Origin of the sequence: Pseudomonas sp. TAA207 (genome assembly GCF_001529285.1) — a bacterium.
Lineage (GTDB): Bacteria > Pseudomonadota > Gammaproteobacteria > Pseudomonadales > Pseudomonadaceae > Aquipseudomonas > Aquipseudomonas weihenstephanensis.
In genome coordinates this window covers 97,886-118,495 of sequence record NZ_LLWJ01000057.1, presented here as the reverse complement: position 1 = coordinate 118,495, position 20,610 = coordinate 97,886, and the positions used below count along the sequence as shown (strand labels likewise).

Here is a 20,610-nt window from a genome sequence, read left to right as displayed (position 1 = left end):
GACACATGATCAACGTAGACCTGCAACAACTGATTCAGGCGCTGGACGCCGACACCCGTCGCGACCTCGAAGGCTCGGCTGAACGCTGCGTGGCCCGTGGCGGCAGCAAAATCCTGGTGGAAGATTTGCTGCTGGGTTTGCTTGAGCGTGCGCAAGGCTTGTTGTCGCGAGCGCTGCAAGACGCGGACGTGGACGCTGGAGAATTGAGTGCGGCCTTGCAGTCGCGGGTTGAACACAGTGCGTCGCGCAACCCGGTATTTGCTCCCGAACTGGTGCAGTGGCTGCAAGACGCTTTATTAGTGGCCAACCTGGAACTGGGTCAAAGCCAGGTCGAGCAAGCGGCGTTGATCCTGGCATTGCTGCGCAATCCGATGCGTTACGCAGGCAGTCATTACTTGCCACTGCTGGCCCGGTTGAACATCGAGCGTTTAAAGGAGTTTGCCTTGTCGCTCAAAGAGCAACCGGCCACCGGCAAGCCCGCAGCGCCGGGTGAGTCGTTGCTGGAGCGCTTCACCCACAACCTGACGCAACAGGCTCGCGACGGCAAACTCGACCCGGTGCTGTGCCGCGACGATGCGATCCGCCAAATGATCGACATTTTGGCTCGTCGCCGTAAAAACAACCCGATTGTGGTCGGCGAAGCCGGCGTGGGTAAAACCGCGATTGTGGAAGGGCTGGCTTCGCGCATTGCCGCCGGTGAAGTACCGCAGGTGCTTAAAGGTGTTGAATTACTGGCGTTGGACATGGGTTTGTTACAGGCCGGTGCCAGCGTCAAGGGTGAATTCGAACGTCGCCTTAAAGGGGTGATTGACGAAGTCAAAGCGTCGCCCAAGCCGATCATTATTTTTATCGACGAAGCCCACACCTTGATTGGTGCAGGTGGCAACGCGGGTGGCTCCGATGCTGCCAACCTGCTCAAGCCCGCGCTGGCCCGTGGCGAGTTGCGCACCATTGCAGCCACCACCTGGTCGGAGTACAAAAAGTACTTTGAAAAAGACCCGGCCTTGGCGCGGCGTTTCCAGCCGGTGCAACTGCACGAACCCACCGTCAGCGAGGCGGTGACGATTCTGCGCGGCTTGGCCCACGTCTATGAAAAAAGCCACGGCATCTACCTGCGTGATGACGCTGTGGTGGCGGCCGCTGAGTTGTCAGCGCGCTATTTGGCCGGGCGTCAACTGCCTGACAAAGCGGTGGATGTGCTCGACACCGCCTGTGCCCGTGTGCGTATCAGCCTCGCGGCCGCGCCCCAGCGCCTTGAGCAATTGCGCGGCGAGCTGGCCGAAGGTGAGCGCCAAAGTCAGGCCTTGCGTCGGGATGCCGAAGCCGGTTTGCAGATAGACCACGAAGCCCTTGACCTGCTCGAAGACCGTTTGAGTGATGCACAAGACGAGCGATTGGCCTTGGAGGCACTGTGGAGCGGGCAAAAGCAATTGGCTGAGCGTCTGCTGGAGCAACGCAAAGCACTGGCGACGGCGCGCATCGCTGCTGCGGCAGTCCCGCGGGTGGCCTTACAGGAAGATGCCGAAGGTCTAGTGATTGAGACGCTGGAAAATGATGCACCGAGTATCGAAACCCTTGAGGCAGCACTCAATGAAACCCATCGCAGCTTGACCGAGGCCCAGCTCACTGAGCGTCTGGTCAGCTTTGAAGTGTGCCCACGGCTGGTGGCTGAAGTGATCAGCGCGTGGACCGGTGTTCCGTTGGCGCAACTGGCGCGTGAGCACAACGCCAAGGTGGCGAATTTTGCCACCGATTTGCGCACGCGCATTCGCGGGCAGGATCAAGCGGTGCATGCACTCGACCGTTCCATGCGTGCCACAGCTGCCGGGTTAAACAAGCCGGATGCGCCGGTGGGCGTGTTTTTGCTGGTCGGTCCCAGCGGCGTCGGCAAAACCGAAACGGCGTTGGCACTGGCCGACTTGCTGTATGGCGGCGAGCGTTTTATCACCACCATCAACATGTCCGAGTTTCAGGAGAAACACACGGTGTCACGCCTGATTGGCGCGCCGCCAGGCTATGTGGGCTATGGCGAGGGCGGCATGCTTACCGAAGCGGTGCGCCAAAAGCCGTATTCGGTGGTGTTGCTCGATGAAGTCGAAAAGGCCGACCCGGACGTGCTGAACCTGTTTTACCAAATCTTCGACAAAGGCGTGGCCAATGATGGGGAAGGGCGTGAGATTGACTTTCGCAACACCCTGATCCTGATGACCTCAAACCTGGGCAGCGACCGTATCTCACAGCTGTGCGAAAACGGCGCGCGGCCATCGGCCCAAGTGTTGGAAGAAACCATCCGCCCGGTGCTCAGTCACCACTTCAAACCCGCACTGTTGGCGCGTATGCGCGTGGTCCCGTACTACCCGGTGGGCGGCCCGGTGTTGCGCGAACTGATTGAGATCAAACTCGATCGTTTGGGCGAGCGTCTGGCGCGTCGACAGTTGGACTTCAGCTATTGCCAGCCGCTGGTGGATCAATTGGCCGAGCGTTGCACCCAGAGCGACAGTGGTGCGCGGCTGATTGATCACTTGCTCGATCAGCACGTATTACCGCTGGTTGCCGACCGTTTACTCGACGCCATGGCCCAGGGCGTGAGCCTCAAACGCGTGCATGCCACGCTTGACGCCAATGCCAGCGTGATCTGCGAGTTCGCTTGAGGTGGGCGTGATGTTTAAGCAAGTGGCACAACCCTTGGTGTATGCAGAGGCCTTGCTCGCGCAGTTTGCGAACCTGTCACATGCACCTGATGACGCCACTTTGTTGGGCCGGTTTGTGCAGGGGCTGGCAGCACTCAGCGGCTGCGAACTGGCGCAACTGTATTTGCTGGACGCTACCCACACCTGCCTGGGCTTGAGCGCCGAGTGCCTGAACGGGGTGGTACAACCCCGTGAAGCGCAGTGCCTGCCCGCCGATTACAACGGTGAGCAGTTGCTGCAATTTGCGCTGTGCCAAAACCGGGTGCTGTGCCTCAACGCACTGAGTTCCAGTCTGCACGAGACCAGCTTCCTGCCCGCGGGCGTGGCGTGGCAGTCGTTGCTGTGCGTTCCGCTGCTCAACCAGAAGCAATCGGTGGCAGGCGTATTGCTGTGCGCCAGTCAGCACTCTGTTGAACTCGACGGTTTTGCGCACTCACTGGCCCAACTCGGCAGTTTCGTACTCGGACAGCTGCATCTGTTGCAATCATTGCGCCGCTCGGCAGGCGCATCCCCTGCGGCGCTGGTCAGCGTGCCGAGTGCCAGCGGCTATGGCCTGATCGGCCAAAGCCCGGTCATGCGTCAGGCTTATTCGTTAATCAGCAAAGTGCTGCACAGCCCGTACACCGTGCTGCTATTGGGGGAAACCGGCAGCGGCAAGGAAGTCTTTGCCCGTGCCATTCATGACTATGGCCCGCGTCGTTCACGGGCCTTTATTGTGCAGAACTGCGCGGCGTTCCCGGAAAACCTGCTGGAAAGCGAGCTGTTTGGCTACCGCAAGGGCGCCTTCACCGGGGCGGATTGCGACCGCCCCGGCCTGTTCGATGCGGCCAACGGCGGTACTTTGTTACTGGATGAAATTGGTGACATGCCGCTGTCGCTGCAAGCCAAGCTGCTGCGCGTGTTGCAAGAAGGCGAGATCCGGCCGCTGGGGTCTAACGACACGCACAAAATTGATGTGCGCATCATTGCCGCGACGCATCGCGACCTCGCAGTACTGGTCAGTGAAGGCAAATTCCGTGAGGACTTGTATTACCGACTGGCGCAATTTCCCATTGAATTACCCCCGCTGCGCCAGCGCGAAGGCGACATTTTGGAGCTGGCCCGGCACTTCGCCGACAAGGCCTGCACCTTCTTGCAGCGCGACGCCGTGCATTGGTCGCAGGCGGCGCTGGACCATCTGCTGGCTTACACCTTTCCGGGTAACGTGCGTGAACTCAAAGGCCTGGTCGAACGTGCCGTGCTGCTGTGCGAGGGCGGGGAGTTACTGGCCGAGCATTTCTCGTTACGCCCCGACCTGGCACTGGAAGACAGCCCCCTGAGCCTGCGAGAGCGACTGGAGCAGGTCGAACGCAGCTGGTTGCTCGACAGCCTGCGCAAAAACGATGGCAACCAGACCCTGGCCGCCCGCGAATTGGGACTGCCGCGCCGCACCTTGCTGTACCGCATGGAGCGCCTGAATGTTCAGGTGGGTGAACGCGATGGTTAGTTAACGCCCTTGCGTGCATCTCATTCGATTGCGGCAGGCCGCGCGTCCAGCGCCTGCCTGTGAATTTTGTCTACCCAGGAGACCCTCCGATGCCTGTTCGTCACTGGCAAACCGTGCTGTTGGCCCTCGTTGTTGTCTGCGGCCTTGGCGGCTGTAACGGCAATTACAAATTTAATGACAACACCTATCGCCCATTGGGTGATCCGCAGGCGGTCAATCGCGGCAAGTGACCGCAAGGAGCAAGATCATGGAACTGGTTTTCGAAATGCTGAACACCAAGCAATTCGTGCCTACAGAGCTGTGCCAGAAAACCTTCACCCCCAGCGGTGGCGTGATCGGGCGCGGTGAGGATTGCGATTGGGTCATTCCTGACCGCAAGCGTCACTTGTCCAACCGCCACGCGTTGATCAGTTACCGCGACGGTGTGTTTTACCTGACCGACACCAGCAGCAACGGTATTCAGGACCGTGACACCGGTGCGCGCCTGCCCAAGGGTGAAGCGCTGCGCATCGAGAGTGGGACGGCCTATGTGCTGGGCGACTTTGAAATCCGCGCCCGGCTGATTCGTGACCCGGCCAGCCTTGACGTTGAAATCGGCCTGCCGCAAGCCGCGGGCAGCATCATTCCGGATGATGCGTTTTATGATCTTGACCCGCTCAATGCGCTCGGTCAGCACGAGCACGACGACGCGCACATTAATGAACTGATCAGCCCTAAAACCGCGGCCGAACCGCCGCGCCAGCGGGCTGATTACGCGCAGGTGGATCGCGAGCGCCTGATCGTACCGCAACTGATCAAAGCCCCTGTGGCAGAGCCTGCGGCGCCACCACCTGCGGTCGAGCGTCAAACTGAAGGGTTTTGGCAGCACTTTGGCGCAGCGCTCGGCGTTGACCTCAACGAGCTTGATCACGATGCCCGAGAAGCCTTGGCCTTGAAGGCTGCGCGGTTGCTTAAACAGAGTGTGGGAGGGTTGCAGCAGAGCCTGCGCACCCGCAGCGAGCTGAAAAACGAGTTGCGTCTGGCGCAAACCACTGTTCAAAGCACGCAAAAGAACCCGCTGAAAGTGGCCATCGACGCCAGCGAAGCGCTGGGCATCCTGCTTGCGCCGGGCCGCCCTGGACAGTTGTCGGCCGAGCAGTCTGTTGTGCGAGCCTTTCGTGATGTGCAGGCGCATCAGGTGGCATTGCTGAGCGCCAGCCGGGCGGCGTTGCGTAGCACCCTGGAGCACTTTTCGCCCGAGCGCCTGACCCTGCGATTTGAGCGTGACAACAAGCCTTTGTTGGCCACCTCCGGCAGCCGCTGGAGAGCGTTCGGTCGCTATCACCAGGCGTTGCAGCAGGACGATGACTGGAGCGAACGCCTGTTGGCCCGTGACTTCGCGCAAGCCTACGAAGAACAGGTGCGCTTGATTTCTTCCCTTCACAACGACTACCAAGGATGAAGCGCATGTCTTGCTGCTTGCCCCGTTTTTTTAACACGCTGCTGGCCTGCGCCGCCCTGGTGCTGATGGCGGGATGCTCAACCCTGTCACCGTATTCGACGCTGACCAAGGTCAATCTCAAGCTTCAAGCCAGTGATCAATTGAATCCTGACCTTAACGGGCGTCCTTCGCCTGTGGTGGTGAGCCTGTTTGAACTCAAGCACCCGGTGGCGTTTGAGAATGCGGACTTTTTCAGCCTGTACGAGCATGCCAAAGAGGCACTCAGCCCGGACATGGTCGCCAGCGAACAGCTTGAGTTGCGCCCAGGTGAAACCCTGGAATTGAAACTCAGCGTAGAGGAGGGCAGCCGTTATATCGGCATCCTCGCGGCGTACCGCGACCTGCCTGACAGTAAGTGGCGCTATACGGTTGAAGTCACCCCGCAAGAGACAACGGACGTGGCGTTGATCCTTGATCAAAGCGGCATTCTCAACGCTCAAAAAATGCTCGCCAAGGCGGATGACTGATCATGAATGCGCACAAAGTCATTTGGCAGGAAGGCATGCTGCTGCGTCCGCAGCATTTTCAACATAACGATCGTTATTACGATCATCAGATGAAAACCCGCACGCAGTTGCTGGGCAGTTACATCTGGGGGTTTCTGGGGCTGGAAATCGACTTGCAGTTCCTCAGCATGGGCAAGCTGGTGGTCAGCCAGGCGTCGGGGATCTTGCCGGACGGCAGCCTGTTTGAATTGGGTGGCAACACTGAACCGCTGGCCCTCGATGTGCCACCCAACACCGGCAATACGCCGATTTACCTGGCGTTGCCGCTGGTCACCGGCAACCACATTGAAGCCCGCCGCCCGGAGCAATCCGATGTGTTGGCGCGTTACACCGCCTACGAGTCCGAAGTCACTGACTCTAATGCAGGCGATGACTCGGCCAGCCAGGTGAGTTGCGCGCGGCCGGATTTTCGTTTGCTGCTGGGTGAGCAGCAGAGCGATCAGGCGTACGTCAAGCTCAAGCTGTGTGAGGTGCTCGACACCACGCCCGATGGGGTGATCAGCCTCAACCCGGACTTTGTGCCGACGTTTATCCAGGCGCACTCTTCGAGCTATTTGCTGTCGTGCCTCAAAGAAATCATCAGCATGCTCGGGCACCGTGGCGACACCATTGCCGAGCGTATTCGCTCCAACGGCAAGGTCGGCGGTGCTGAAGTCGGCGATTTCATGATGCTGCAACTGATCAACCGTACCGAGCTGTTGCTGCGCCACTACCTGGGACTTGAGCAGGTCCACCCCGAAGAGCTGTACCGCACGCTGCTGACCATGCTGGGCGAGCTGGCGACGTTTTCCAGCGACACCAAACGCCCGCGCCTGGACAGCCGTTATCAGCACAGCGATCAGGGCGCCAGCTTTCGCAAGTTAATGGACGCGATTCGCCAAGTGCTGTCGATGGTGCTGGAGCAGCATGCCATTGAGCTGGTGCTGCAAGCGCGTCAATACGGGATTCTGGTGTCGCCGTTGCACGACCACAAACTGCTGGCCTCGGCCTCGTTTGTGTTGGCCGCCAGCGCCAACTGCGACAGCGAAGAGCTGCGCCATCGCCTGCCTGCGCACCTGAAGGTCGGCCCCGTGGAGCAGATCCGCCAGTTGGTCAACCTGCACCTGCCCGGGATCAAGGTTAAACCGCTGCCGGTTGCGCCGCGCCAGATCGCTTTTCATTCCAATAAAACCTATTTCATTCTCGAACTCAGTCCTGATGACGTGGCACAGCTGGAGCGCTCCGGTGGGTTTGCATTCCATGTATCCGGGGAATTTGCCGAGCTTGAACTGAAATTCTGGGCCATCAGGAACTGACCGACATGATCAAGGACATGGAACATAGCCAGGACGAAAAAACCGTGCTGCTTGACCGCAAAGGCCAAGGGCCCGGCGCGGGTCCGCTGACTGACTTTGCCTCGCCGCCGCGCTTTGAACAGCTCGAAGAGCGGATGATTTACGCCGCTCGCCTGCGCCCGACGCAAACCTTCAGCATCAGCCTCAATTCATTGGTCGCTGCCGCTTCGCAGCTGTTAAGTGAGGTGGTTCGGCTCAAGCACAGCGAAAGTCGTGAGGATCTGCTCCCGCTCAACGAGCGGCTGACGGCGGCGCTCAAAGTGTTTGAGGTGCGCGCGTTGCACAACGGCGCGGAAAGCAGCCAAGTCATGGCGGCCCGCTACGTCCTGTGCACAGTCGTCGATGAAGCGGTGGTGACGACGACCTGGGGCAATGAAAGCGAATGGTCGCAGATGAGCCTGTTGAGCAGTTTTCACAACGAGACGTTCGGTGGCGAAAAGGTTTTTCAGTTGCTCGACCGACTGTCAAAAAACCCGGTCAAGCACCTGCCGATGCTGGAGTTGATGTACCTGTGCCTGTCGCTGGGCTTTGAGGGCAAATACCGGGTCCAGCCACGCGGCATGCTGGAACTGGAAGGTATCCGCGATGCGTTGTATCGCCAGATCCGCCAACTGCGCGGCGATGTTCCCCGCGAGCTGTCACCGCAGTGGGAAGGTTTGAACCAGCAGCGCCGCCATCTGGTGCGCATCGTACCGGCCTGGATGGTGGTGCTGTTTACCGCCGTGTGTCTGGTGGTGATGTATTGCGGTTTTGCCTGGGTGTTGGGTGAACAGCGCGAAACGGTATTGCAACCTTATCAGCAGCTTGATCCGGCGTTGGTTCAGCCTGATGCCGCTGCCGTTAACAAGGACGTGTGATGAAACAGTTTTTCAAAAAAATCGGCGCATTCTTGTGCAAGACCTGGGTCTGGACCCTGTTACTGCTGCTGTGCGTGGCGCTGCTGGTGTGGTTTGTCGGGCCGCTGTTAGCGGTCAATGACTACAAGTTCTGGGAAGGTTCGACTTCGCGGCTGTTGACCATCAGCGCACTGATATTGATGTGGGGCCTGTTTATGGTCTACGTCAATTGGCGCGCTGGAGTGCGCAAGCAAGTGTTGCTGGACAGCGAAGACGGGCAGGCCCGTTTGCAGCGCGAAGAGCAAATCGAGAGTGAACGCAAAGCGCTCAAAACGCGCTTCAAGGATGCCCTCAACACCCTCAAGACCTCCAGCGTGTATCGCGGTCGCAGCGAGCGCTGGCGCAATGATTTGCCGTGGTACTTGCTGATTGGCCCACAGGGCAGCGGCAAAACCAGTTTGCTGGACTTCTCGGGGCTGGAGTTCCCGATCAACAAGCTGGACCGCAAGTTGACCCGCGATACCCAGGGCACGGCTTATTGCGATTGGTACTTCGCCGATCATGGGGTGTTGATCGACACCGCGGGTCGCTACCTGACCCAACCGGATGCCGAAGTCGATGGCAGCGGCTGGCACACCTTGCTGAGTTTGCTGCGTCAACGGCGGCGCAACCGCCCCTTGAATGGCGTGCTGGTGACCATTCCCGTGGAAACCTTGCTGGACGGCACTGACGGGGAACTGGAAGCGCTGGCGCGTCAAGTCCGCGCGCGCTTGCAAGATGTGCATCAAAAGCTGCACGTCGATGTGCCGGTGTACCTGGTGCTGAGCAAGGCAGACCGTTTACTGGGGTTCGATGAGTTCTTTGAACAATTAAGCCGCGAAGAAAGCGATCAGGTATTGGGTACCACGTTGCGCAAGGAGCAAAGTGGCACCGATGTCGCGGTTTTACGGGCTGAGTTTGAAGAGCTGCTGCGCAGGCTTAATAGCCAGGTGATCATGCGCATGCATCAGGAACGTGACACTCAGCGCCGTGCGCGAATCCTCGATTTCCCGCATCAGTTGGGCCAGATTGGTGAGCGCATGTGCCTGTTTGTGGACATGGCCTTTACCGGCAATCGCTACCAGCGTGTCAGCCAGTTACGTGGTTTTTACCTGACCAGCGCGCCGCATGTGTCACACGTAACGGACAACAGCGAGGAGGGGGATGACCTCAACAGCCTGAGTGCTGGCGCCTTGCCTAACCTGCACCGGGGCCGTGCGTGTTTTATCCATCATTTGTTCAGCCGGGTGATTTTTCCCGAGGCTGATCTGGCAGGGCTGGACAAGCGCGAGCGCAGCCGTATCCATTGGGGCCAACGGGCCTTGTATGTGGGCGCGCTGGCCGCCTTGGCGCTGTTTGGCGTGTTGTGGGCCGGTGGCTTTTCGGCTAACTATGAACGCCTCGAAAACCTGCGCACATTGGCTCAGGACTGGGTGCAGCAGCGCGCGGCGTTGACCGCTCGTGACGACGCCCGTGCAGTGCTAAAACCGCTGGATACGTTGTATGCGGCGACGCAAGTGTTTCCCAAAACGGGGGATGTGTCGTACCTGGAACGTGGTGGTCTTTATCAGGGTGAGGCGGTCAATCCCGTGGTCACGCAAGCGTATGACCAAGCGCTTGAAGCCCAACTGTTGCCTCAAGTCGCGACCCTGCTTGAGGGGCAGATTCGTACCAACCTCAAGAATCGCGAGCGCCTGCTTAACAGTTTGCGTGCCTACTTGATGCTCAACCTCAAAGACCGGCGTGATGCGGCTTGGCTCAAAGACTGGGTTGCCACCGACTGGTCGGTGCGTTACGCCGGTAACACCGAGGTGCAAAACGGCTTGAATGCGCACTTTGAACGTTTGCTCAAGCAACCGTTCGTGTACCCGCTAAACGAACCGTTGGTGGCACAGGCGCGTCAGGTATTGCGCAGTGAGTCGTTGGCCAACGTGGTTTATCGGATGTTGCGTGAACAGGCGCGCAGCTTGCCGGAATACCGGTTGAGCCAGCACCTGGGGCCGCAGGGCGGATTGTTTATCGGCACCGACTATGTGATTCCGGGGTTCTATACCCAGAGCGGCTATCAGCAGTATTTCTCGGTGCAGAGCACCACGCTGGTCACCGATATCCTGCAAGACAACTGGGTGCTGGGCGAAGGCCCGGGCATGAGCGGGATGGATTTGCGCCGCCTGATGGTGGAGCTGGAGCAGTTGTATTTCCGCGACTACGCCAACTATTGGGGCGAAGCCGTGGGCCGAGTGGCGCTGCAACCGATCAATGATGCCGGTGAAGGTGCCGAGCAATTGGCGGGCTTGACCTCATCCAATTCGCCCGTGCTGCAACTGCTGGTTGAAGTGCGGGAAAACACGCGCTTCCAGGCCATCGCCGACAGCGTCGAAGAAGCCGGTGAGGCCACTGAAGCATTGGGCAAAAAGGCCGAAAAAGCAGGCAAGGCGGTTAAAGCGGTGGCAGGCAAGGCATCGCAAGTGTTGACCGCCAAACTGCCAGACACCGCCAAAAAGTCGTTGCAGCGCCGATTTGAACCCTTGCACCGTTTGCTGGATGACAACAACGGCCCGGCCGCTGATTTGACCCCGGCGCTGCAAGCGCTCAATGACTTGCAGTTGCAACTGACCAGCCTGGCCCGTGCCAGTGCGCCAGAGCAGGCGGCCTATGAAATGACCAAGGTGCGCATGAGCGGTCAGCGCGATGCGTTGAGCAGTCTGCGCAATGCCTCGGCGCGGTTGCCGCGCCCGGTGGGCACCTGGTTCAACGTATTGGCCGAAGACACCTGGCGTTTGCTGCTTGACGATACTTATCAGTATTTGAACCAGCGCTATCAGAGCGAGTTGTACAGCTACTACGGCAAAGCGATCAGCAAGCGCTATCCGTTCTATGCCCACAGCACCAGCGACGTCGCCATCAGCGACTTCCGCGAGTTCTTCAAGGCACAGGGCATTGCGGACAAGTTCTTCGACACCTACATGCGCGCCTTCGTCAGCGGTGATCCGGGTAACTACCGGTTGCGCAGCATTGATGGGCACAGCTTGCCCATCTCCAAGGCATACCTGGACCAGATGGGGTCGGCGCAGGTGATCCGTCAGAGTTTCTTTGCAGAGAATCCGGCCGAGCCGCAGGTGCAGTTCAAGCTTGAGCCGTACACGCTGGACGCGGCGGTCAGTCGGTCGCAGTTCACCTTCGGCGACAAGGTCATTGAATACCGCCACGGGCCGATTGTGCCGGTGGCGTTCAAATGGCCCACGGAGGCCGCGGACGGTCGAACCAGCCTGGTACTGGACAAAATGGTCGGGCGCCCGGTGGGCATCGAGAAAAATACCGGGCCGTGGTCACTGTTCCGTTTGTTCGACCTGATGCAAACCGAGTCGCTGACCGGCCGTGACGTGTTGGTGCTAAAAGCCGATCTGGGCGGCCTGCGCGCTAACTATTTGTTGACCAGCCCGCGCACACCGAACCCGTTTGACATGAGTGTGATCCGCACTTTCCGTATGCCGGTGCAACTCTGATGCCGGTGAGCGGTGCCTGGCGCAGCGCGGCGCGTACCGATGCGGGCAAGGTGCGGGCGCGCAACGAAGATGCCTTTCTGGAGTGCCCGCAACAGGGGTTGTGGGTGGTCGCGGACGGTATGGGCGGTCATCAGGGCGGTGATATTGCCAGCCAGTTGATCGTCGCGAGCCTGGCCGACTTGCCGCTGCAGGTGGATTTTGACGAGCGCCTCAAGGGCGTTCGTCAGTGCCTGCACTGGCTGAACCGGCGGTTGGGCCAAGAGCTGACGGTCACCGCCGGGCGCCACGACAGCATCATGGGCAGCACGGTGGTGGCGGTGCTGATGGAAGGCAACCGTGCGGCCTGTATCTGGGCCGGTGACAGTCGCTGTTATCTGTGGCGTGGGCAGCGTTTGTACCAGCTGTCCAAGGACCACTCCTTGCAACAACAACTGATTGATGAACAGCAGATGAGCGTCGAACAGGCCAAGGCGCACCCGTCAGCTCATGCTTTGACCCGTGCCGTGGGGGCCAGTGAGCAATTGACCCTCGATGTTCTGGAGTTGGAGACGTTACCCGGTGATGCTTTTTTGTTGTGCAGTGATGGTTTGTACCAAGGCTTGAGTACGGACGCGCTGGGTCATGCGTTGAACTTGCCCGCGCCTCAGTTGGCACTGGAGCGGCTGTTTAGCGGGGCGTTACGCGGCGCCGCACGGGATAACCTGACAGCGGTGGTCATACGCCAATGAGCCTGCCCGACACTTCGATCGACGATTTGCTGCTCAGCGCGGAGCACGCCAGTAACCTGACTTACTTTGCCTTTGCCAAGGAGGTGTGCGACACGCCAGCTGGCCCGCCCACCCGGGCCAGTGTCGGGCAATTACCGCAAGTGCTGGCGGCCCGTTACCAGCTCGAAGGCTTGCTGGGTGCGGGGGGGATGGGCGCGGTGTACCGTGCGCGGGACTTGCTGCATGAGCAGTACGGCGATCCGTCACCGTACATCGCCATCAAAGTGCTCAGCGAAGCCTTCGCACAAGCCCCTGATTGCAGCGCATTGCTGTACAGCGAATTCGCCCTCACGCGGCATGTGCGTCACGACAACGTATTGCGTCTGCATACGTTTGAGGTCGACCCCGACAGTCAGCAAGCCTTTATCACCATGGAGCTGATGCGCGGGTTAACGCTGGACAAGCTGCTGTGTGAGCGGCCCCAGGGCCTGGCGTGGGACGAATTGCGCGAGATCGCCTTGCCGTTAATGGATGCGCTGGCTTATGCCCACGGACGCGGGGTGCTGCACGGTGATCTCAAGCCCAGCAATGTGATGGTGAGCGAAGACGGTGTGCGCCTGTTTGATTTTGGCCTGGGGCAGGCCGAGGAGGGCGTCCTCAGTGGCCTGCCGCAGTTAAGTCGCAGCCGTTTTAATGCCTGGACGCCCGGCTATGCGGCCCCTGAACTGCTGGAAGGGCAACCGTTGTCGGCCCGTGCGGATATTTTTGCCCTGGCGTGCGTGCTGTATGAATTGGCCGAGGGTAAACATCCGTTTCAGCGGCTGCCCTCAAACACCGCACGTGAGCAGGGTTTGCACCTGCAACTGCGTGCGCCGCGCAACGTGCCCAGGCAGTGTTGGCCGGCGTTGCGGGCGGCGCTGAGTGTTGATCCGGCAGAGCGCACCATCACCGTGCAGCAACTGCGTGACGCCTGGGCCAGCACGTGGCGTGGCTGGCTGTGGGGGTTACCCGGTGTGCGCCGTATCAGGCGCATCAGGTTTTAAATCGACCGCTGTTGATGTGCCAGCCGCCATCCGCCTCGTTCTTGTCCTCCCAGATCATGGTTTGCACCCTGATCTGGGGATGGCGGGCCAAAGGCTCCGACTCATCGATGAACGCGAAGCCCTGCCATTGCGTTAATCGTATGTTCATGATCGTCCTGAAAGTGAACTCAACGGTGGGGCGTCGCGCTAAATGTCTTGGGCGCTTTTAACCGGGAAAGAGACAAAGGGTTTGATTTCTTTCAACACGAACATGCTCTGCATCTCTTTGATACCCGGCAGTCGCCTGACGACTGACATGGCGAAATCGGCAAAAGAGTCCAGGTCGCGAGCGACCACTTGCAGCAAGAAGTCGGCGTCGCCGCCGATGCTGTAGCAGGCGACAACGTCTTCGAGCAGCATGACTTGCTCCTCGAACTTCTTGGCTTCTGCTTCGCTGTGGTGACCAATGCTGATACGCACAAACACCATGACCCCTAAACCGATCTTGCGTCGGTCCAGTACCGCGCGGTACCCCTGAATGTAGCGGTGCTCTTCGAGTTGGCGCACGCGGCGCCAGCAGGGGGACGCAGACATGCCGATCTGATCGGCCAAGGTCTGGTTGGTGATGCGGCCGTCCTGTTGCAAAGCCGTAAGAATGCGCACATCTGTAGTGGTTAGCACCGGCGTGGTCATAAATTCCAACTCCCTGTCATCAGGCGCAAGATTCTACCTAAATCGATTCGCGCGGCAATCAAAATAGAAATAATTATTCTGCTCAAAGGTTTAGTATTTTTTAACGCTTTAATCATCAACCTGCACGCACGCCTTGAATAACTTTCGTGGTGAGGGTTAATCCTTGCTTATATAAAAATAACAGTAACGTGTGCCTTGAGGTGCATGTTCAGGGGACTGCATGATTCTTCATTTGGTGTTTTTCAAGTTTATTGAACCGTATCAATGGGGTGATGAAGAAGTGATGGACGCCGAAATAATCACCCGCCAACACCCTTTAAATATTGATGAGATTCGGGGTTGGGCCTGTGGGCGCAATATAAGTGAGCGCGCACAGGCGATGGATTTTGTGGTCATGGGCTTGTTTGAAGATCACGCAAAGTTGTCTGCCTACTTGATACACCAGGATCATATGCGTGGCGTGGAGAAGTGGCAGCGTATTGCGACGTGGTCGGTGGTGGATATTGAAGTGGACAGCCAAACCTCCAGTTTTGCCGGGTTGTTGGCCGGGGGCGTGGGTGGCCAGATAAAACAGTGGGATATTTTGAAAAGCCGGCAAGTCCAGGGAGAGACACATGAAGTTTGATGCGGCCATTCACAAGTGCGTCATTGTTGTCGACAAGGCTCTGGGGCTGGGGCATGCAGCCAATGCCATCAGTGTGATCGGGGTCAGTTTCGGGGGGGCGATCGAAGGCTTGGTAGGTCCGGATCTGCACAGCCGTGATGGTATTAACTACCCCGGTGTCATTTACGCACCGTTGCCTATTCTGGTGTCTGACAATGCGTTGTTGCACAGCCTGCAAGAAAAGGCCTTGGCGGAAGAAGGCGTGCATGTGATGCCGTTTAGTGCGTTGGCGCAGTCCTGCAAAACCTATGAAGAATATGAGTCGCGTATTGCCGAGGCTGACAGCCCGGCCATTGAGTTAGTCGCCATTGGTCTGGTGGGGCCGAAAAAGTTAATCAATAAGTTGACCGGCAATCTCGCACTCTTCAAATAACAAGGAGGTTATGTGTACGCATTATTCAAACCTGAACTTTTAGACCTGGCGCGCGCGGTGTATCAACAGCAGGCGGCTTTTGAGGCGGGTGATATTGACGAGTCTGCCCTGAAGGAACTGCAACTTGATCGTCTTAAAGAGGTGGTGCGCTATGTTAAAGCGGGCTCAGCTTTTTATAAGATTCATTTGTCCAGCGTGCCGGATAACAGCATTGATTCGCTGAGTTGGGAACATTTCAGCCGCCTGCCTTTTACCAGTAAAAATGACCTGCGCGAGGCCGGGCACGATTTGGCCGCAGCACCGCTCAATAAGGCCTGGGTCTATTACGAGACCACCGGCACCACCGGCGCCGCCACGCCATGCCCGCGCAATGAGCATGATTCGATTTTCAATAACACCCCACTGATCCAGCGCTACGGTGAGCTGTTTCGCGCGCACGGTGAGCGTCACATTGTGGGGGTGATGGGCCCGACTGAATTGCATTCAACCGGTGACACCTTTGAAGACGTGTGCCGCAGCCTTGGGCACACCGTGGTGAAAATGTGGCCGCGCTCGCCTGTGGTCGGGCTGGACCGTGCTGTGGCATTGATCCGCGAGTTGAAAATCACAGCACTGGTGTGTACGCCGGGCGTGGCGATCAGCCTGGCCAGGCATTTGATCAAGAAAGGCCAGCAGCCCGCTAACCTGGGGGTCAAGCTGATGCTGACACTGGGCGAGCTGACCACGCCCGCGTTGTTGCGCAATATCGGTGAAGTGTGGAATTGCACGCTGTACAACTGCATGTACGCCTCTCAGGAGTCGTCGATTCTGGCGGCGTGTGATGCCCGCGGCAACCTGTGTACGGTGCCGCTGAACGTGATCTATGAGGTGATCAACCCGGCGACGGGCCAGGTGCTGTCACCGGAACATCAGCGCATGACCGGCGAGTTGGTGATCACCCATTTGTATCAAGGGCAAAAACCGCTGATTCGCTATCGCACCGGCGACATGGTCAGGGTTCATGCCGTGGAGAACGGCAAGTGGCACCTCGTGCCGATTGGCCGTGTGCGCGACACGTTGGTCCTCAACGGCCACAACCATTGTGCCTACGACGTTGAAGCGGCGTTGTTCGAGCACTTGAAGGGCTGCCTTGATTACCACATTCAGGTGGAGTCGGTGGATGGCGTTGACCAGTTGCAGGTCACGCTGGAGGTGTATCCGGGCGCGGCCACGCAAAACGATCTGGTGGCCATCGCGGCCTTCATGCAGACGCGCCTGGGAGCGCTGACCCGCATTGCTGTCGGCCCGACCGATGCGGTCACCGGCACCGCTGCCATGGTCAGCTGGAAAGCCGCGCGCTTGCACGACAAGCGTCAGGGCAGCGATAACCGCGAACGCGATACCGCGTTGACCCTTGCTGCGCGGAGAGCCTGATCATGGCGCATACCCCCAATCAAGCGCCGGCTCTCCCACGCAAGCCGCACCTGCACGTTTACTTTGAAGGGCAGGTGGTGGAAGCCGCTCAAGCGCTGATCCCGGTGACGACGCAGGCGTTTAACTACGGCACCGCGGTGTTCGAAGGCATTCGTGCGTATGTGAGTGACGCTGGCGCGCTGAATGTGTTCCGCCTGGAGGATCACCTCAAGCGGCTGGAGAACTCCGCCAGGTTGTTGCAGTTGGATAACTTGCCTGACCGCGCCGAAATGAAAGCCATTATTGTTGACTTGCTAGGTCGCAACCTAGCCAGCACGGACAGCTACATCCGCCCTTTAGCCTATAAAAAGGCGCTGCTACCGGGCGTCGGGTTTGGGGTGAAACTGTCAGGTGTCAGCACCGGGCTGGTGATCAATACCCTGCCAATGGGCGCCTACATGCCCGCCACGGGTGTGCGTTGTGCGATTTCGACCTGGCGCCGTATCCCCGATGTGTCATTGCCTGCCCGCGCCAAGATCACTGGCAGTTACGCCAACTCCGCGCTGGCGATGGAGTCGGCGCAACGTCAGGGCTTTGATGATGCGCTGATGTTGAATGTGCACGGCAATCTCGCTGAGTCGACCACCTCCAATGTGTTTGTGGTCAAAGACGGTTGCCTGATTACCCCGCCGTTGAGTGCTCATATTCTTGAAGGGATTACCCGTGACACGGTGATGACGCTGGCCCGGGATGAGCTGGGACTTAAGGTCATTGAGCGCGATATTTCGTTTTCAGAACTGTTCAGCGTCGACGAATGCTTCCTTGCCGGTACGGGGGTAGAAATCGTGCCCGTGACCCAGATTGATCACTACTCGACCCAGGCGGGTCAGGTGGGGAGCATCACGGCGAAGGTCAGGGACCTTTATCTGAAAACCGTGAGGGGCCAGGTCCCGCAATACGCCCACTGGTTAAGCCCGGTCACTCATTGAGCACTTGGAGCGTCATGAACATGGACAGAAATTTCATGAATTTGGGTGTGGTTGATTGGCGTCAATTGGTGATCAACACGCTAGGGCCCAACGGGACCAGCAGCGAAGCCGCCGCCCATTTCTTCAGTCAGTGGTTTGGGCGCCAATACCCGGGGGCTCAGGTCCAGGTCAACCTGTGCGACTCGTATGAACAGGCGCGTTCAAGCCTGGTGGAACAGGTACCGGCGGTCATGATCGTGGCCAATGCCTATCAGCAGATCAATCATTTCTACATGGACCCCCGGTTGGCGCTGGTGGCGACGTTTGTCTTCGATACGCCACTTTATGGCTTGGCCAGCAAAGGGCCGTTGACGACCAAAAAACTGACAGTGGCCACTCACCCCGCGCCAATGATGCTGATTGAAGAACTGTTGCCAGAGGGACTTGAGGTGGACTCCGTGATTCTTGCGCTGTCCACCAGTGCCGCCGCTGGCGCCGCGGCCCGAGGTGAAGTGGACGTGGCGCTGACCACTGAAGTTGCCGCCGCCTTGCACGGTTTGAACTTTGTCTCCAGCACACGCCCCATCCGCATGCTGTGGTCAGTGTTCGCTTACACCCAGTGGAGCGCGTTGGGCATGGAAGGCAACGTGCATTGCAATTGAGCGCTGCGCTCACTCCCAAGAATAAAAGTAGAGGTTGTCATGACTGTATTGAAACGCCACACGCTTGATTCGACGCCGTATAAGAGCAAACCGTTGCTGCAAAGCTCTATCGATAACTTCGGCTGGATTCCTAATCAGAGCGCTTACATGTCTGAATCGCCGTCCTTACTCGCGGCTTATCAGAGCGCCCATGACCTGTTTATCGACAGCTCCTTGAGTGAGGAGCAAAAAGCGCTGGTGTGGATGACCACCGGGATTGAAAACAGCTGTGAGTACACAGTGCAGGCGCATGCATTCATCGCACTGTCCAACGGGGTTGACGCGGCAGTCGTGGATGCCATCGCCCATGACCCGAGCCGTTTGAGCCCGCAATTGAGCGCTCTGCGCCGCTTTACGCTTGAGGTGATTCATGCACGCGGGCATTTGGGCCAAGCCGCCATAGATGCGGTGTTGCGTGCCGGTTTCAGCCAGCAAAACATGCTGGATGTGGTGCTCGGGGTGTCACAGAAAAACATGTCGACGATTGTAAATGCCATTGCCGGCACCGAAATCGACACCGCGTTCCAATGGGCGGGGTTTAAAGGTTTCAAACAGGCGAGCGGAGGTTGATTGATGCTGTACCTGGACAGCCACTCGGTCACACAGCTGCTCAATGATGCGCTGAGCCTCAAACTGAGCGAAATCGCTTTCAAACTGCATGCGACAGGGCAGGTTGATCAGCCTTTGCGCACGATTGTCAGGGGCGCTGAACAGCAATTGATGGGCGTCATGCCTGCGTACATCAAGTCCGGTCCCTATCAGGGCTTCGGCCTGAAGTCCGTGGTGGTCAAGTTGGGCGAGGCTGCCAAAGGCCCGTCGCACAGTGGCAGTGTGTTGATCTATGACGAACCCGGTGCGCCACCCGTGGTGGCCGTGGATGCCGGTGCAATCACGCAGATTCGTACTGCGTCGGCTTCAGCCTATGCGACCGAGATGCTGGCACATCGCCAGGCTTCACGTCTCGCCATTCTCGGCACCGGGTTGCAAGCGCGTGCTCACGTGTTGGCCATGCAAAGCGTAAGGCCCATCAAGCACGTTTCAATTTGGGGCCGTAACCCGCGAGCCACCCGTGAATTGGGCCAATGGATTCAGAGCACCTGCGATCTGCCGGTGAGCGTATGTGCCAGCGCCGCAGAGGCGGTCCATGATCGCGATATTGTGTGCCTGACCACGGCCGCCAGGTCACCGATCATCAGGCGCAGTGATTTACCCAGGCACTGCCACGTCAACGCAATCGGCTCATCGGCGCTGGGGTTTCAGGAGCTGCATGAAGATGTGTACCAAGACAGCCTTCTGTTCACCGATTGCAATCAGTCGGTGTTGGCCGCCAGTGAGTGCGTGATCAAAGCGGTCAATCAAGGCGTTTTGAACCCGCAGGGCGTGGGCACTGAAATCGGTGCTGTGCCGACTGATCGACGTTGGCGGGAGGAAGGGGGCGTCACGCTCTTCAAGTCCGTAGGGTTGGCGGTGCAGGACCTGGTGTTTTCCCGTGAGGTAATCCGCCAGTGGCTCGCCTCATCGGTCTGACGACACAGACCGGTTTGAGCCCTGGCCCTACGTAAAATTTAAGTCCCGAGGGGGAACGCTATGCTCGATTTGACACAGGTACTCACCTACAGCGCGGCATTAGGTATTGCCGCAGCCATTCCGGGGCCAGGCATGGCTGCACTGGTGGCCAGAAGTGTCAGTGGCGGAGCACTGACCGGGTTTTGTTTGTTGTTTGGTTTGATTCTGGGGGATTTGACGTACCTGTCATTTGCCGTGTTTGGCCTGGCGATGATCGCTGAGCACTTTAACGAGCTGTTCCAATTGGTGCGTTGGGGGGCTGCGCTGTATCTGTTCTATCTGGCCTGGCAATTTTGGTTTGCCGATCATCAGGCGATTGAAGTCGGTAAGCCTGTGAAGCGTAAAGAACTGCTGTCAGCGGCGGTCTCAGGTTTGACCATCACCTTGGGCAATCCTAAAACCATTGCGTTTTACCTGGCCTTGCTGCCGTTGGTGATCAACCTTGAAACCGTATCACTGGCGACGTGGGGGTTGATGCTGGTGCCGTTAACGGTGCTGGTGCTACTGAGTGTCGGGGCACTGTTTGTTTTTGGTGCGGTGCGTATTCGTCACCTGCTGTCGAGCCTGCGCGCGCAACAGCGATTGTTTCGCGGTGCCGCCGCGATCATGGTGGCAGCCGGTGCGGCCATGCTGGTTCGCTGAGGGGT

20 protein-coding genes are annotated in these 20,610 nt (G+C 58.6%); 18 read left to right on the top strand and 2 right to left on the bottom strand.

The window, feature by feature from the left end:
* The first annotated feature begins 5 nt into the window (after window positions 1-5).
* The 10 genes from tssH to AP059_RS05620 all read left to right on the top strand — a co-directional run bounded on the left by tssH (window position 6) and on the right by AP059_RS05620 (window position 13,627).
* On the top strand, window positions 6-2,651 hold the full coding sequence (gene tssH / locus AP059_RS05665) for a type VI secretion system ATPase TssH (RefSeq protein WP_059762370.1): 2,646 nt from the start codon (window positions 6-8) through the stop codon (window positions 2,649-2,651).
* A 10-nt stretch (window positions 2,652-2,661) separates the two neighbouring features.
* The gene (locus tag AP059_RS05660) at window positions 2,662-4,176 is read left to right on the top strand and encodes a sigma-54 interaction domain-containing protein (protein WP_059762369.1); all 1,515 of its coding nucleotides are present in this window, start codon (window positions 2,662-2,664) and stop codon (window positions 4,174-4,176) included.
* An 89-nt stretch (window positions 4,177-4,265) separates the two neighbouring features.
* Window positions 4,266-4,406, top strand: coding sequence for a hypothetical protein (locus tag AP059_RS05655; RefSeq protein WP_048365890.1), 141 nt, complete (start codon window positions 4,266-4,268; stop codon window positions 4,404-4,406).
* 17 nt (window positions 4,407-4,423) lie between these two features.
* On the top strand, window positions 4,424-5,617 hold the full coding sequence (gene tagH / locus AP059_RS05650; protein WP_059762368.1) for a type VI secretion system-associated FHA domain protein TagH: 1,194 nt from the start codon (window positions 4,424-4,426) through the stop codon (window positions 5,615-5,617).
* A gap of 5 nt (window positions 5,618-5,622) precedes the next feature.
* Complete coding sequence (gene tssJ, locus AP059_RS05645; RefSeq protein ID WP_059762367.1) at window positions 5,623-6,123, top strand: type VI secretion system lipoprotein TssJ; 501 nt, start codon at window positions 5,623-5,625, stop codon at window positions 6,121-6,123.
* Window positions 6,124-6,125: 2 nt separating this feature from the next.
* Window positions 6,126-7,457: a type VI secretion system baseplate subunit TssK gene (gene tssK / locus AP059_RS05640; protein ID WP_059762366.1), complete on the top strand. Its 1,332-nt coding sequence runs from the start codon at window positions 6,126-6,128 to the stop codon at window positions 7,455-7,457.
* A 5-nt stretch (window positions 7,458-7,462) separates the two neighbouring features.
* Window positions 7,463-8,353 carry a type IVB secretion system protein IcmH/DotU gene (gene icmH, locus AP059_RS05635; RefSeq protein ID WP_059762365.1) on the top strand — a complete coding sequence of 297 codons (891 nt, stop codon included), beginning with the start codon at window positions 7,463-7,465 and terminating at the stop codon, window positions 8,351-8,353.
* Window positions 8,353-11,877, top strand: coding sequence for a type VI secretion system membrane subunit TssM (tssM, locus tag AP059_RS05630; protein WP_059762364.1), 3,525 nt, complete (start codon window positions 8,353-8,355; stop codon window positions 11,875-11,877). Before icmH ends, tssM begins: the two co-directional genes overlap by 1 nt.
* Entirely contained in the window at window positions 11,877-12,605 is a 729-nt protein-coding gene (locus AP059_RS05625; RefSeq protein ID WP_059762363.1) for a PP2C family protein-serine/threonine phosphatase, read from the top strand. Before tssM ends, AP059_RS05625 begins: the two co-directional genes overlap by 1 nt.
* Complete coding sequence (locus tag AP059_RS05620) at window positions 12,602-13,627, top strand: serine/threonine-protein kinase (protein ID WP_059762362.1); 1,026 nt, start codon at window positions 12,602-12,604, stop codon at window positions 13,625-13,627. The genes AP059_RS05625 and AP059_RS05620 overlap by 4 nt, the downstream gene beginning before the upstream one ends.
* Here the strand turns inward: AP059_RS05620 and AP059_RS22420 are convergent.
* Both AP059_RS22420 and AP059_RS05615 read right to left on the bottom strand, forming a co-directional pair.
* Window positions 13,617-13,775: a hypothetical protein gene (locus AP059_RS22420; protein WP_156425775.1), complete on the bottom strand. Its 159-nt coding sequence runs from the start codon at window positions 13,773-13,775 to the stop codon at window positions 13,617-13,619. The genes AP059_RS05620 and AP059_RS22420 overlap by 11 nt on opposite strands.
* Before the next feature lie 38 nt (window positions 13,776-13,813).
* Window positions 13,814-14,299, bottom strand: a complete 486-nt coding sequence (locus AP059_RS05615; protein WP_048365881.1) for an Lrp/AsnC family transcriptional regulator — start codon at window positions 14,297-14,299, stop codon at window positions 13,814-13,816.
* 220 nt (window positions 14,300-14,519) lie between these two features.
* Between AP059_RS05615 and AP059_RS05610 the strand changes: the two genes are divergently transcribed.
* Genes AP059_RS05610 through AP059_RS05575 form a run of 8 tightly spaced genes read left to right on the top strand, consistent with a single transcriptional unit; the run spans window position 14,520 to window position 20,605 of the window.
* Window positions 14,520-14,924, top strand: coding sequence for a Dabb family protein (locus AP059_RS05610; RefSeq protein ID WP_059762361.1), 405 nt, complete (start codon window positions 14,520-14,522; stop codon window positions 14,922-14,924).
* The gene (locus AP059_RS05605; RefSeq protein ID WP_059762360.1) at window positions 14,914-15,336 is read left to right on the top strand and encodes a DUF2000 domain-containing protein; all 423 of its coding nucleotides are present in this window, start codon (window positions 14,914-14,916) and stop codon (window positions 15,334-15,336) included. Before AP059_RS05610 ends, AP059_RS05605 begins: the two co-directional genes overlap by 11 nt.
* Window positions 15,337-15,348: 12 nt before the next feature.
* Window positions 15,349-16,749, top strand: a complete 1,401-nt coding sequence (locus tag AP059_RS05600; RefSeq protein ID WP_059762359.1) for a phenylacetate--CoA ligase family protein — start codon at window positions 15,349-15,351, stop codon at window positions 16,747-16,749.
* Window positions 16,750-16,751: 2 nt separating this feature from the next.
* Window positions 16,752-17,717, top strand: a complete 966-nt coding sequence (locus AP059_RS05595; RefSeq protein WP_059762358.1) for a branched-chain amino acid transaminase — start codon at window positions 16,752-16,754, stop codon at window positions 17,715-17,717.
* 20 nt (window positions 17,718-17,737) lie between these two features.
* Window positions 17,738-18,358, top strand: coding sequence for a bacilysin biosynthesis protein BacA (locus tag AP059_RS05590; RefSeq protein WP_059762378.1), 621 nt, complete (start codon window positions 17,738-17,740; stop codon window positions 18,356-18,358).
* Window positions 18,359-18,397: 39 nt separating this feature from the next.
* Complete coding sequence (locus tag AP059_RS05585) at window positions 18,398-18,967, top strand: carboxymuconolactone decarboxylase family protein (protein ID WP_059762357.1); 570 nt, start codon at window positions 18,398-18,400, stop codon at window positions 18,965-18,967.
* A 3-nt stretch (window positions 18,968-18,970) separates the two neighbouring features.
* Window positions 18,971-19,924 (top strand): ornithine cyclodeaminase family protein, encoded by a 954-nt coding sequence (locus AP059_RS05580; protein WP_059762356.1) that lies wholly within the window; start codon window positions 18,971-18,973, stop codon window positions 19,922-19,924.
* 60 nt (window positions 19,925-19,984) lie between these two features.
* On the top strand, window positions 19,985-20,605 hold the full coding sequence (locus tag AP059_RS05575) for a LysE family translocator (protein ID WP_048365875.1): 621 nt from the start codon (window positions 19,985-19,987) through the stop codon (window positions 20,603-20,605).
* The last annotated feature ends 5 nt before the right edge of the window (window positions 20,606-20,610 follow it).

What these genes read in the sequence shown, in the direction of transcription:
- tagH (WP_059762368.1), top strand. Translation starts at nt 4,424, where the DNA reads ATGGAACTGGTTTTCGAAATGCTGAACACCAAGCAATTCGTGCCTACA.
- tssH (WP_059762370.1), top strand. Translation starts at nt 6, where the DNA reads ATGATCAACGTAGACCTGCAACAACTGATTCAGGCGCTGGACGCCGAC.
- tssJ (WP_059762367.1), top strand. Translation starts at nt 5,623, where the DNA reads ATGTCTTGCTGCTTGCCCCGTTTTTTTAACACGCTGCTGGCCTGCGCC.
- AP059_RS05595 (WP_059762358.1), top strand. Translation starts at nt 16,752, where the DNA reads ATGGCGCATACCCCCAATCAAGCGCCGGCTCTCCCACGCAAGCCGCAC.
- AP059_RS05575 (WP_048365875.1), top strand. Translation starts at nt 19,985, where the DNA reads ATGCTCGATTTGACACAGGTACTCACCTACAGCGCGGCATTAGGTATT.
- AP059_RS05655 (WP_048365890.1), top strand. Translation starts at nt 4,266, where the DNA reads ATGCCTGTTCGTCACTGGCAAACCGTGCTGTTGGCCCTCGTTGTTGTC.
- AP059_RS22420 (WP_156425775.1), bottom strand. Translation starts at nt 13,775, where the DNA reads ATGAACATACGATTAACGCAATGGCAGGGCTTCGCGTTCATCGATGAG.
- tssM (WP_059762364.1), top strand. Translation starts at nt 8,353, where the DNA reads ATGAAACAGTTTTTCAAAAAAATCGGCGCATTCTTGTGCAAGACCTGG.
- AP059_RS05610 (WP_059762361.1), top strand. Translation starts at nt 14,520, where the DNA reads ATGATTCTTCATTTGGTGTTTTTCAAGTTTATTGAACCGTATCAATGG.
- AP059_RS05615 (WP_048365881.1), bottom strand. Translation starts at nt 14,299, where the DNA reads ATGACCACGCCGGTGCTAACCACTACAGATGTGCGCATTCTTACGGCT.
- AP059_RS05620 (WP_059762362.1), top strand. Translation starts at nt 12,602, where the DNA reads ATGAGCCTGCCCGACACTTCGATCGACGATTTGCTGCTCAGCGCGGAG.
- AP059_RS05625 (WP_059762363.1), top strand. Translation starts at nt 11,877, where the DNA reads ATGCCGGTGAGCGGTGCCTGGCGCAGCGCGGCGCGTACCGATGCGGGC.
- AP059_RS05660 (WP_059762369.1), top strand. Translation starts at nt 2,662, where the DNA reads ATGTTTAAGCAAGTGGCACAACCCTTGGTGTATGCAGAGGCCTTGCTC.
- tssK (WP_059762366.1), top strand. Translation starts at nt 6,126, where the DNA reads ATGAATGCGCACAAAGTCATTTGGCAGGAAGGCATGCTGCTGCGTCCG.
- AP059_RS05580 (WP_059762356.1), top strand. Translation starts at nt 18,971, where the DNA reads ATGCTGTACCTGGACAGCCACTCGGTCACACAGCTGCTCAATGATGCG.
- AP059_RS05605 (WP_059762360.1), top strand. Translation starts at nt 14,914, where the DNA reads ATGAAGTTTGATGCGGCCATTCACAAGTGCGTCATTGTTGTCGACAAG.
- AP059_RS05585 (WP_059762357.1), top strand. Translation starts at nt 18,398, where the DNA reads ATGACTGTATTGAAACGCCACACGCTTGATTCGACGCCGTATAAGAGC.
- AP059_RS05590 (WP_059762378.1), top strand. Translation starts at nt 17,738, where the DNA reads ATGGACAGAAATTTCATGAATTTGGGTGTGGTTGATTGGCGTCAATTG.
- icmH (WP_059762365.1), top strand. Translation starts at nt 7,463, where the DNA reads ATGATCAAGGACATGGAACATAGCCAGGACGAAAAAACCGTGCTGCTT.